The organism is Chryseobacterium sp. AC405b (assembly GCF_979258685.1).
Genome location: NZ_OZ409877.1, coordinates 1,157,958 through 1,170,260, shown reverse-complemented (window position 1 = coordinate 1,170,260; position 12,303 = coordinate 1,157,958). Strand labels below are relative to the sequence as shown.

Sequence of the window (12,303 nt, the reverse complement as noted above, 5' to 3'; positions counted from 1 at the left end):
AGATTCTTTAAAAGAAATTTTCTTTCCCCAATCCTAAAGGGTGGGAAATTCCTTAAAGTTCAATTAAAACCTTTAGGGACGGGGAATTAATTTTGATGCATTTGGCGAGACATTTAAACAAATAATTAGTACTATTCGTAATTTTTTAAACAAAAACCTCAAATGCAAAACACCTGAGGCTGATAAAATTTTAAACTAAATTATTTTGTAGAAGAATTTATTATTTTCCGCTTTGTAGAATTTTTTCGAGAATTCTTAGCGTAATCAGGTAGGTTGGCTTTACTCCGGTCAATCCCAAACCACCTGAAGAAAGAGTGGCTCCTGTTTCCAAAGGATTATCTGAAGCATAGTAAGCGTAACTTACAAACAGATCCGGTGCAATATGATGTCTGATTTTTGAGGCAACCTGGATCGCTTTCTGGTAATGTGCACCTTCCATTTCGAGCCCGATTGCCTTCCAAGAAGTATTCATAAAATATTGAAGAATGTCTCTGTTTTGAAGCGACGTTCCTAAAACGGTAATCATCGGTCCCTCAAAAGCTTTCAGTTCATCATCGTTAAAATCATCCAGTTTCAAAGCGTTTTCAAAAGGATAATTATCTGCGGTTCCTTCAAAAATATGAGAAGTCGGGATCATAATATCACCTTTTCCACCTGCAAGAATTCCTGCTTTTCCCATGATAGAGACAGATTTCACCTTCATCATATAGACTTCACCTTTTTGCTCGAAAGGTCTCAGTAATTCATCCATTACTTCAAAAGCCTGCTCACCAAATGCATAATCGAAAACCATGATAACATCATTTCCGTCGTATTTCAGATGTCCGAAAGGAGTGTTTTTAAGATTTGTTTTGCTTAAATCAATGATCTGAACATCGATATTACTTCCGCTTTTGTCATTGATATAAATTAAACCTTCTTCCAAGGCATACTTTGAAACTTTGTCACGAAGATCTTTTTTATCTGAAATCTCTCCATATAATTTGTAATCTACGTCTTTGGTGTCTTTTCTCTTTAAAGCGTCATTACCGTAAAGCATATTTTTTACTGAGTGCATATTTGCGGAAATAATATGTAACGGACGCATGTGAAGGTCGTTTTCAAATAAAATTTCTTTTACTTTGTGAGCCCATTTTTCCCCAAAATAGTGATGCCCTACTCTTTCCTTTAATATAGCACTGAAATAAATTTCTCTCTCGCGGCTTTGCTTAGCATCTTCCAGACTCACTTTTCCTAAATGGTAAATGATTTTGAATAATCTGTCGGGATTTTCATCGTCTCCGAAAGTATTATAAGCATTTAAGGTTTCATCAAAAGTTCTTCCTATTAATGAAGAAAGATGAATCAAGGCAACTTCTTTTTCTCTTCTGCTGAATTTTTTCTCGCCTTTTACAACTTCCTCGATAATTTTGAAAGCACGTGTCGGTTTCCAGTTTTCATCCTGAATAAATGCGAGATTACGTATTTTATCGGCTTCTATAAATAAGAACGTTAAATGCGTAAGAATATCATAGATTTCTGAACGTCCCAAAAGAACCTCAATATTCATCTGATGTTCATCGATTCGGTAACAGTTTCTTCTTCTCTTTTTGGGTACGATCGGCTCGAAACTGCCTTTATCAAAACCTTCGTCTGATGTAAGATGAATGAAAGCACATTCTTCTATTCCCTCCGGAAGTCTGTCTAAAACATACATCAAACCATCAAGCTCCAACTTACTTGGAACGCTCATGGTACCGTAAATTTCGGGATTGATCGTCTTTAACAAACTTCTGATGCTTTCTCCTGAAACCCCGCTTGGCTTGAAAAAACCTCTATAAAACAGGTGTCTCATAGAAATGTATAGTCTTTCAATTGCCTCGGTGGTTTCTCTTGCTCTAGAATTTGTCATATATTAAATTTTTTATAAAAAGTCTGCTAAGTTACGAAAATTATTATGAGCATTTTAAATAACTAATAAACAAGCATTTAAATCTTAATCATTTAATTATCCGTAAATTCTGTAACCTGTTTTTAAAATTAATATTTCTAAAGAAAACACAGAAAAATTCATGAATAAGTTTTCTTCATATTAGAAAAATTTTAAGTTGCTTTGAATACTCATTCTTAATTTTAAAACTTAATTCAATTCAATTCTTTTAATAGATGTTTTATTAAAATTACAATCAAAATAAAAATAACCCCTAAAAATTTAGGGTAAAAATAATTTCAATTCATTTTTTTCGTAAATTTGCCCCATAAAATTCAACACCTATATGTCAACTTTAAGATTTAAAGCTTTAGAAACTTTACCATTCAAGGACTTTAGAAAAGATAATTCGGTAGAAATTCCTGCTAAATTATCAGAATTATTTTGTGAAAACGTATTCTCTGAGAACACAATGAGAGAATACCTTACAAAAGAAGCATTCCAATCTATAATGGATGCTATAAAAAAAGGAAGTAAAATCCAGAGATTAATTGCAGATCAGGTAGCAGTAGCTATGAAAGATTGGGCAATGAGCAAAGGAGTTACTCATTACACGCACTGGTTTCAGCCATTGACAGGAAGCACTGCAGAAAAGCACGATTCATTTTTCACACCTATCGAAGGTGGCAGAGCCATCGAAAGATTCAGCGGAAATTTATTGATTCAGCAAGAGCCGGATGCATCTTCTTTCCCGAACGGCGGAATCAGAAACACGTTTGAAGCAAGAGGTTACACTGCTTGGGATCCTACATCCCCGGCATTTATCATGGGAACTACTCTTTGCATTCCTTCTATCTTTATTTCTTATACAGGAGAAACTTTAGATTACAAAGCGCCTTTATTGAGAGCTTTGCACGCTGTAGACGAAGCTGCAACTGACGTCATGCAGTATTTCGACAAAAATGTAACGAAAGTAACTCCTACATTAGGTTGGGAGCAAGAATATTTCCTGGTTGATTCTGCATTGTATCAATCTCGTCCGGATTTGGTTTTAACAGGTAAAACTTTATTGGGACACTCTCCTGCAAAAGGACAGCAGTTAGACGACCATTATTTCGGTTCAATTCCTACAAGAGTCATGAATTTCATGAAAGAATTGGAAGTTGAATGTATGAAATTGGGAATTCCTGTAACGACAAGACACAACGAAGTTGCTCCAAACCAATTTGAGTTGGCTCCGATGTTTGAAGAAGTAAACGTTGCTGTGGATCACAATTCTTTGTTGATGGACGTTATGGCAAGAATTGCTCACAGACATCATTTTCATATTTTATTCCACGAAAAACCATTCGCAGGAGTAAACGGAAGCGGAAAGCACAATAACTGGTCTTTAGCAACTGATACCGGTGAAAATCTTCTAAGTCCGGGAAAAAACCCTAAGAAAAACTTACAGTTCTTAACGTTTTTCGTAAACACTATTAAAGCTGTACATGAATATGCAGATCTTTTAAGAGCAAGCATCGCTTCTGCAAGCAACGACCACAGACTAGGCGCAAACGAAGCTCCACCGGCAATTATTTCTGTATTTATCGGAAGTCAGTTGTTCAGAGTTTTGGAAGAGCTTGAAAAAGTAACGGAAGGAAAACTTTCACCGGACGAAAAAACAGACTTAAAATTAAATGTAGTTGGAAAAATTCCTGAAATTTTGCTGGATAATACTGACAGAAACAGAACTTCTCCGTTTGCATTTACAGGAAATAAATTTGAGATCAGAGCGGTAGGTTCTTCTGCAAACTGTGCAGAATCTATGACGGTAATGAACACGATCGCTGCAAAACAATTAAGCGATTTCAAAAAAGAAGTTGATGCTTTAATTGAGACAGGTCTTAAAAAAGACGAAGCCATCTTTAATGTATTGAGAGAATACATCAAACAGTGTAAAAGCATTATGTTTGAAGGAGACGGATATTCTGATGACTGGGCTGTAGAAGCTGAAAAAAGAGGCTTAAATAACTGGAAAACAACTCCAGAAGCACTGAAGCAGGAAATGAATCAGAAATTCCTGGATCTGTATGAAGAGATTGGAATCTTCAATCACAGAGAAGTTGAAGCAAGAAACGAAATCAAATTAGAAAAATACTCTACCGTTATTGATATTGAAGCAAGAGTTTTGAGTGACATCGCAAGAAACCACATTATTCCTTCAGCTTTAAATTACCAAAACAGATTGATCGAAAACGTAAGAGGTCTTAAAGATATTTTTGGAGAAAAAGAATTCAAAACATTGGCAAAGGAGCAAATCAGCCTGATTACCAATATCTCTGAAAACATTTCGACAATCAAATTAGGTGTTGAGAATCTTATGAAAGCAAGAGAAACTGCAAAAGCAGTGACAGAAAGCCAAACACAGGCAGAAGATTACTGTAACAAAGTAAAGCCTTTATTTGATGTGATCAGAGATGCATCTGACGATCTTGAAATGATGGTGGATGATGAACTTTGGCCAATGACGAAATACAGAGAGTTGTTATTCACGAGATAACATTCTTAAAGTCCTATATAAACAATGGTTCCCTGGAAAAACAGGGAACTTTTTTTATGAATTTTTAACAACGAAATTTTTTGAAACAATTTTAAAGAAGTCCGATTAATACTGTAAAACGGAAATATTATGTTAAAAAATCTTAATAAAAAAAAATGATGATTTACCGAAACAGGCGGATAGCAAAGGTTTTTTCTTTAACATAGTTGTGATGGATGTTAAAATATGTTAAAACAACAACATGACAATAATCATATCGAGGTTGTCTTAGATGGAATATCTACTTTTGTATGGCTTTAGAAAAATAACTAATTCCCTTTTTAACACGGAAATTTAAAAATATATGAAGAAAAGAGTATTGTTTTATTTAGTTGCTTTTGTATCTACAATATCACTACAATCATGCGTTACAAATTACGTAGTTTCAAAACCGGCAACTTACACTAAAGAATACAAAACAGATGCCAAACTTGTTGCTTTAGACACGAAGATAGAAAATGATAAGAAGTTGCTAATCAACTCTTTTATATCTGAAAAATCAGTGGCCATCTCAAACGCTAAAAATTCTTTAAAAAATTCTGAAATCGCAAAAGCGATCAAACATAATAAAACCATTGATAATATCTTAACAGAAGCTCAGACTTATCTTGGAACACCTTACAGATACGGAGGAATGACAAGAAACGGAATCGACTGTTCAGCATTTGTATTATCAGTTTTCGGAGCAGCAGCAGGACTTACATTACCAAGAGTTGCAGCTTCACAGGCTCAGGAAGGAGAAAAAATCGAAAAAGAAAACCTTCAGAAAGGAGATTTAATCTTTTTCTCTCACGGTAGAAGAATTTCTCACGTAGGAATTGTAGAAAGCGTAACAGAAGAGGGAGAAATCAAATTTATACACGCAGCCACTTCAAAAGGAGTCATGATTTCTTCACTGAACGATTCTTATTGGGGACCAAAATTCAGGTTTGCCAAAAGAGTAATTAACGAAAACGGAGACAATTACAACAATTTTGCATCGACTAGTTTTTAGTTTTAAATAATTGATTTATATAAATGAAGCCATCAAAATTTTGATGGCTTTTATTTTTGGTTAAAAATTTGATCTGTTTAATTATTTTGTCATTCAAAATACAAATAGCGATCATTTTATCAATAGGATCGGGCTTTAGCCCGATAGAATATTTGTAGAAAAAGTTGGCTTTAGCCAAACCTTTAGTAAGTTTCAAATAAAGGAAATTGGGAATTTTATTTTGAAAAAACGGCTTTCTTCATAAGCTCAAGATAATATATCCGTTTCTCTACGTAATTGAGTCTTCTGCTATAAATCAATTATATTTAGCTGTTTTTATCAATTTCTATATCAAACTGCCTTAAAAGTCCGTGAACTTCTGACAGGGAGAATTTAGTCTTCTTAAGCTTATTAGATTCCGGATTGATGGTATAATTGAATGAAGTTCTGAGATCTGATTTCTCTAAATTGGTTCTTTCAAATATTGCCCCACTGAAATCACAGTTTGAAAATACAGAACTGGTCAAATCACATTCGGTAAAATCAACTTCAATAAGTTTGCAATTTTTGAATGAAATCCTCTTGATGGTTGTTTTGTAGAAAACTGAATTATTCAAAGCACATCCTTCAAATCTGAAAGATATTCCAAATGCATTACAGTCGTCAAAATGCATCCCGAACATTTTACAATCCTTAAAAACAACTTCTCTAAAACCAGCTCCGATTAGTTGGGTCATGCTTAAATTACATTCAATGAATTCGCAATCGGTAAATTTAAACCGAGAAAGATTTGCATATTCAAAATTACAGTTCTGGAATATGCAGTTTTCATACTCACCCATCTGCAATGGTGATTCAGCAAAATTTATTTGAGAATAATTTTGATCTATAATGTAAGCTTCACTCATAAGAATATCTAGATTTTTATCCCATAGATTTCACGGATTTGCACAAACTTCAGATTCAATAATTAAGAAGGGATATAAAGATTTCTAAAATTTATTTACAGATAATTGTAAACATCCATCATCAAGCTTCTAACATCCAGTATTTAAACCAAACTATTCTTATCTGTGTAATTGAGTTTAAAGAAAATAAAGGTCATCATAGAAAATGCAAGCAGCGAACTCCCACCATAACTAAAGTATGGTAACGGAATGCCTACAGTAGGAAACAAGCCCATAACCATCCCTAAATTGATTGAAAAGTGCATCAACAGAATAGAAGCAAAAGAATATCCGAAAACCCTGTTAAAAGATGATTTCTGCTGTTCTGCGAGATAATAAATTCGTCCGATAAAAATCATGTAGCACAGTACCAATAGTGTACTTCCGGCAAAACCCCATTCTTCTCCTACGGTACAGAAAATGTAATCTGTTTCCTGCTCAGGAACAAATTTCCCCTGAGTGACGGAACCTTGACGATAACCCTTCCCAAACATACCGCCAGAACCGATGGCCGTTTTAGAATACAGTAAATTATATCCTGAAGTATCTCTGAAGGCCTTTTCGCCTTTGTACAAAACTTCAATTCTTTCTCTCTGGTGTTTTGGAAGCTTTTCTAAAACGTAAGGGGTAGCAAATGCCAATCCGCACAAAAGGATAATTGATCCTGCTATACTTGAAATGGAAATAACATTCCAGCTCATTTTATAGAAATTCAAAAATATAAGAACTCCTGCGATGATTAATATTCCGATGGCAATGTAGATAGGATTTACTGCCAGTGAAAGTAAAAATACCATAGCCAAAAGAAAGCCTACACCAAACAACCATCCACTTAACCCTTCACGATATAAAGCAATAAAAAACGCCATAAAAACTAACAGAGATCCTACATCCGGAATGGCTAAAACAACAACCGCCGGAATTCCGACAATTGCGAGAGTAGTTAAAAGTGATCTCCTGTTTTTGAGATTAAATTCTGATCCTGAGACGTAATTTGCAAGCATCAATGCCACACCTATTTTTGCAAATTCTACAGGCTGCATCGTGAAACTTCCGAATTTGTACCAGTTTTTCTGACCTAAAATTTCTTTTCCGAAAGGAAAAAGCCCGATTAATAACAAAACACCTCCGATATAAATGATACCAGACATATTTTCGAAAAACTTACTTCTGCTGAAAAATATAATTAACCCTGCAAATAAAGAAATTCCGAAAAAAATCAATTGCTTTTTGCCTAAAGCCTCATCTACACTGTAAATATTAGCAATGGCAAAAATGCAAAGTACAAGATATAAACCAAGTCCTAATTTATCTATTCCTTCTGTCCACTTCATTGCTTAACAGGTTTTTTAGGTTCAGCTTTCTTCTTCTTGGCTTCTAGTTTTTCTTTTGCTTTTTTAATAAGGTTTAAGCTATCCTGTATCCTTTTAAGCTTAATAGAATCCGGTTTTGGTTCTTTATACAGGCCTTTTCTTTTCAGATCGGCAATCCATTGTCTTTTATATTCGGGCATAAAGCTCGAAGTGATCATTTTTTTGTAAAGATGTTCTCTTTTAAGATCTCCTGTTATATATTTTTCTGCAATCACAGTTGATGCAGGTTCCTGCCCAAGTAGCTCCAAATCCGGCATGTTCCATTACGGCAACTACCACTATTTTAGGTTTATCTGCAGGTGCAATCAGCACAAAAATTGAATTATCTTTTCCTTGAGGAACCTGTGCCGTACCGGTTTTAGCTAACTGGGTAAAGTCATTAGACTTTAATCCTCTCGCTGTTCCGTTTAAAACCACGGCTTCCATACCTTTTAAAACGGGTCCAAAATGTTTGGGATCTACTAAAGTTTTGTGTTTAACCTTAAATCTCGGATCAGGATTTGGTTTCCCGTCAATCAATTTTACAATGTGAGGTGTATAATACCAACCTCTGTTGGCAATTGCCGCAACATAATTTGCCAACTGAAGAGGTGTTACCATCACATCACCTTGACCCATCCCATTGTAGATGGCTCCGGTAGACATCTCGTCCCAATTCTTGTAGTCCTGTTTAGTAGAACCATTTGCCTTTATGATTGCCTTAAACCTTCTTTCATAGAAATCTCCTGAAGGAATTCTTCCTTTTGCACCCACCGCAAAATCGTTATTCAGAAATTCTCCAACGCCAAAGCTGCTCATGATTTTCTTCCATTCATCAACACCTTTTGACGGGTTTCCGGGATATTTTTTAATAATTGCAATAAAGGCATACGTAAAAAAGCAGTTACTTGAAACCTGAATAGCCGGAATCAGTGGATCTGCTCCTCCATGACCTTTTATTCGTTTTCCTTTATAATAAAAACCACCACCACAGGGGAAAATTGTATTTTCATCCATCACTCCCATCTGCATTGCAGCCAAAGCTGTCAGTAATTTAAATGTAGAACCTGGAGGATAACCCGCCTGTAAAGAGCGATCAAACGTAGGTTTGTTTTCATAAATCGTATCTCTTGAGAGCGCGTATAAATTTTTTGATTTATTAGGTCCGGTGAAAAGGTTCGGGTCAATATCCGGTCCGGTTGCTGCCACTAAAACCTCCCCATTATTAGGATCAATCGCAACGATAGCACCGTGTTTATTCACCAACATTTCTTCTGCAATTCTCTGCAAATCGTAATCGATTGTCAGTGTAATATCTTTTCCGGTAATAACGTCTTTATCCAGAGTTCCGTTTTTGTAAGGTCGCTACATTCCTGAGTTTAATATCTTTCTGAATGTATTTAATTCCCTTAACACCTCGAAGTTCTTTTTCATATGATTTTTCGATACCTGCTTTTCCGATGAGGTCACCCGGCAAATAATAAGTAGAATCTTTTTTGATCTCCCTGTCGTTGACTTCGCTTGTATATCCCAAAAGATTTCCGGAAGTTGATACTTCATACTGTCTTTGTGGACGCTGAACGATACTGAAAGCGGGATATTTAAATATAATTTCCTGAACTCGTGCAATCTCCTCTCTGCTGAGATCTTTGATGAACGTCATGGGAGTCAGTTTGGAATAATACTTTTCGCTTTTTATCACTTTAATTTTCTGGATAAAATCTCTTTTATCAATTCTCATTAAATTACAAAAAGCCAAAGTATCAAAATCAGGTTTCATCAATGCCTGAGTAAAAGAAATTTCGTAAGCCGGCTGATTTCCCACCATTATTTTTCCGTTTCGGTCAAAAATAACGCCGCGTTGAGGAATTACATATTCGGTTTTGATGGAAGTATTGGCTGCATTTAAAGCATACCGGTCTGTGAACAATTGTAAATAAGAAAGTCTTGCTATAAAAATAAGAGCAATTACAATAAGGACGGTTAAAATTTTTATATGGCGTGTGTTCAAACTTTCTGTTTGATTTTAAAAATTAATGCGTAAATAACGATAAATATAAAAGAAATTACACTAGTTACCAAGACATTAACCAATATTTCAAAAACTCTGCTGAATTTGAAGAACTCGATGTACTGTACCAAAAGCTGATGTAAAAATATGCTTGAGAAAAGGAACAGTAAAAACTGAGACCATTGTAACGACTGAAATGAGAAAAAATCTGTAGAAGTATCTGTAGAAGATCTGAAAATAAGCGTTCTAAAGTAGGCAATCAATGTAGTTGCAAAAGCATTGATCCCTCCGGAATGTAAAAAAGTATCAATTACCAAACCTATTAAAAAGCTTAAGGCCAAAAACTGAAATTTATTTCTGAAAAATGGATAGAACATTACAAAAACCGGGTATAAAACCGGTGTATATTTACCGAACAGCGTAATTCTGTTCAAAACAAATATCTGTAATGCAACAAGAAAAATCATGATCAAAAGATCTGTAAATAACGTTCTGCTAATCATTTTCTTTTTTTATTACGGCCTGCATAGTGTCACTAATTTTCTGAACCTCAGCTTTCTTCAGATTTTTCACTACAAAAACTTTACTTAAGGCCCCCATCTTTTCACTTAACTCAACAGAAATATCCCAGAAGCCGGTTTGGTTATCTACCGTGTAGCCTGCAATGGTTCCGATCATGATTCCTTTAGGAAAAATTGCTGACTTGCCATCTGTTACAATAGTGTCACCAATTTTAAGAGAAACATATTTAGGAACATCAGACAAATGCATTACTCTGGAATTATCGCCTCTCCAGGTCAAAGTACCAAAATATCCTGATTTTTTCAAAGCGGCATTGATTCTGATTTTATTTACACTTAATACAGATTGTACCAAGGCATAACTGTCGGTAGAATTGATCACGATTCCGGCAATTCCTTTTGGGGCCATTACGCCCATCTGAGGAAGAACCCCGTCACGTTTTCCGCGGTTGATGGTAAAATAGTTATTTCGTCGGTTGATACTGTTGAAAACAATTTCACCGTCTACGAAAGTATAGATCTGACCGCCACCCAAAGTATCATGAACTTTTCTGAAAGAAGGGTTTTTAGTTCCCTGTTTTCCATACAATTCAAGCATTAATGCTTTGTTTTGGGCAACAAGATCTTCGTTGGTCTGCTTTAGTTTTAAATAAGAAACTCCTTCATCTATATAACCCGAAACCCAGGAATTAAACGCAGCTGTCTGACCCGCAAGCCAAGATCGCTGCATTGCATTTTTAGAGAATATCAGAACAAGAGCAATGATTTGCAGGAAAATAAAGAAAACAAGAAGAGCATTCTTTGAAAATAATCTCAGCAAAAATCCCATTCAGATAAAGAGTCGTAAAAGTTAAAATTATTTGATTAAGAAGTTGAATTTATCCATATTCTTAAGTGCGATACCTGTACCACGTACAACAGCTCTCAAAGGATCTTCAGCCACAAAAACCGGAAGCCCTGTTTTCTTGTGAAGTCTGTCTGCCAAACCTCTCAACAAAGCACCACCACCAGCAAGATAAATACCTGTTTTGTAAATATCGGCTGACAATTCCGGAGGCGTAAGAGAAAGTGTTTCCATTACTGCATCTTCGATTCTGATGATTGATTTATCTAAAGCGCGGGCAATTTCTTTGTAGCCAACCATAATTTCTTTTGGCTTACCTGTAATAAGGTCTCTACCTTGCACCGGAATATCTTCAATGTCAACATCAAGATCTTCAACCGCAGAACCTACTTCTATTTTTACTCTTTCAGCAGTTCTTTCACCAATATAAAGATTGTGGTGAGTTCTCAGGAAATAAGCAATATCATTAGTAAATACATCACCTGCAATTTTTACCGATTTATCACAAACAATACCTCCTAAAGCCACAACTGCAATTTCTGTAGTACCACCGCCTATGTCGATAATCATATTACCTTCAGGTTTCTGAACATCAATACCAACTCCTATTGCAGCAGCCATTGGTTCATAGATCAACCTTACATCTTTAGCATTTACTTTCTGAGCAGAATCTCTTACCGCTCTTTTTTCAACTTCAGTAATTCCTGATGGAATACAGATTACAATTCTTAAAGCAGGCTGGATAAATCTCCCTTTGATCCCCGGAATTTTTTTGATAAATTCTTTGATCATATGCTCAGAAGCATGGAAATCTGCAATAACACCATCTTTCAACGGACGGATTGTTTTGATATCCTCATGGGTTTTACCCTGCATATGTTTTGCCTGTTCACCCACCGCTATCGGCTTACCTGTAGAACGTTCAATTGCGACAATTGAAGGCTGATCTATAACAATTTTGTTGTTATGGATGATAAGCGTGTTGGCAGTTCCAAGGTCTATCGCAATGTCTTGCGTAAACATATCGAATATACTCATAATTTTGTCCTGATTTAAGTTTACAAAGATATAAATTTAAAGACTACTAATGAATAATATACTTAATATAATTTGGTTAAAATTTTATTAAAATTCTAAACTTCGATTTAAGTTTTGTTTACTTATT

At 35.2% G+C, this 12,303-nt stretch carries 8 protein-coding genes and 1 pseudogene; 2 read left to right on the top strand and 7 right to left on the bottom strand.

What is annotated here, in order from left to right:
- Positions 1-220 precede the first annotated feature (220 nt).
- A complete protein-coding gene (locus ACZZZA_RS05650) occupies positions 221-1,891 on the bottom strand; it encodes a DUF6909 family protein (protein WP_463430214.1) in 1,671 nt (556 codons plus the stop codon).
- A gap of 364 nt (positions 1,892-2,255) precedes the next feature.
- Here ACZZZA_RS05650 and ACZZZA_RS05645 point away from each other — a divergent pair, with 364 nt between their 5' ends.
- Positions 2,256-4,451, top strand: a complete 2,196-nt coding sequence (locus ACZZZA_RS05645; RefSeq protein WP_463430213.1) for a glutamine synthetase III family protein — start codon at positions 2,256-2,258, stop codon at positions 4,449-4,451.
- A gap of 343 nt (positions 4,452-4,794) precedes the next feature.
- On the top strand, positions 4,795-5,484 hold the full coding sequence (locus ACZZZA_RS05640; protein ID WP_463430212.1) for a C40 family peptidase: 690 nt from the start codon (positions 4,795-4,797) through the stop codon (positions 5,482-5,484).
- Between the two features lie 305 nt (positions 5,485-5,789).
- Here ACZZZA_RS05640 and ACZZZA_RS05635 read toward each other — a convergent pair whose 3' ends face one another.
- The 6 genes and pseudogenes from ACZZZA_RS05635 to ACZZZA_RS05610 form a co-directional block, all read right to left on the bottom strand.
- Positions 5,790-6,371, bottom strand: coding sequence for a pentapeptide repeat-containing protein (locus ACZZZA_RS05635; protein WP_463430211.1), 582 nt, complete (start codon positions 6,369-6,371; stop codon positions 5,790-5,792).
- Between the two features lie 143 nt (positions 6,372-6,514).
- Entirely contained in the window at positions 6,515-7,744 is a 1,230-nt protein-coding gene (gene rodA / locus ACZZZA_RS05630; RefSeq protein WP_463430210.1) for a rod shape-determining protein RodA, read from the bottom strand.
- Positions 7,741-9,773 (bottom strand): annotated as a pseudogene (locus ACZZZA_RS05625) (penicillin-binding transpeptidase domain-containing protein). Before ACZZZA_RS05625 ends, rodA begins: the two are co-directional and overlap by 4 nt.
- A complete protein-coding gene (locus ACZZZA_RS05620; protein WP_463430209.1) occupies positions 9,770-10,276 on the bottom strand; it encodes a rod shape-determining protein MreD in 507 nt (168 codons plus the stop codon). Before ACZZZA_RS05620 ends, ACZZZA_RS05625 begins: the two are co-directional and overlap by 4 nt.
- The gene (gene mreC / locus ACZZZA_RS05615; protein ID WP_463430208.1) at positions 10,269-11,123 is read right to left on the bottom strand and encodes a rod shape-determining protein MreC; all 855 of its coding nucleotides are present in this window, start codon (positions 11,121-11,123) and stop codon (positions 10,269-10,271) included. The genes ACZZZA_RS05620 and mreC overlap by 8 nt, the downstream gene beginning before the upstream one ends.
- A 27-nt stretch (positions 11,124-11,150) precedes the next feature.
- Positions 11,151-12,176: a rod shape-determining protein gene (locus ACZZZA_RS05610; protein WP_129535330.1), complete on the bottom strand. Its 1,026-nt coding sequence runs from the start codon at positions 12,174-12,176 to the stop codon at positions 11,151-11,153.
- Positions 12,177-12,303 lie beyond the last annotated feature (127 nt).

What these genes read in the sequence shown, in the direction of transcription:
- ACZZZA_RS05645 (WP_463430213.1), top strand. Translation starts at nt 2,256, where the DNA reads ATGTCAACTTTAAGATTTAAAGCTTTAGAAACTTTACCATTCAAGGAC.
- ACZZZA_RS05640 (WP_463430212.1), top strand. Translation starts at nt 4,795, where the DNA reads ATGAAGAAAAGAGTATTGTTTTATTTAGTTGCTTTTGTATCTACAATA.
- mreC (WP_463430208.1), bottom strand. Translation starts at nt 11,123, where the DNA reads ATGGGATTTTTGCTGAGATTATTTTCAAAGAATGCTCTTCTTGTTTTC.
- ACZZZA_RS05635 (WP_463430211.1), bottom strand. Translation starts at nt 6,371, where the DNA reads ATGAGTGAAGCTTACATTATAGATCAAAATTATTCTCAAATAAATTTT.
- ACZZZA_RS05620 (WP_463430209.1), bottom strand. Translation starts at nt 10,276, where the DNA reads ATGATTAGCAGAACGTTATTTACAGATCTTTTGATCATGATTTTTCTT.
- rodA (WP_463430210.1), bottom strand. Translation starts at nt 7,744, where the DNA reads ATGAAGTGGACAGAAGGAATAGATAAATTAGGACTTGGTTTATATCTT.
- ACZZZA_RS05610 (WP_129535330.1), bottom strand. Translation starts at nt 12,176, where the DNA reads ATGAGTATATTCGATATGTTTACGCAAGACATTGCGATAGACCTTGGA.
- ACZZZA_RS05650 (WP_463430214.1), bottom strand. Translation starts at nt 1,891, where the DNA reads ATGACAAATTCTAGAGCAAGAGAAACCACCGAGGCAATTGAAAGACTA.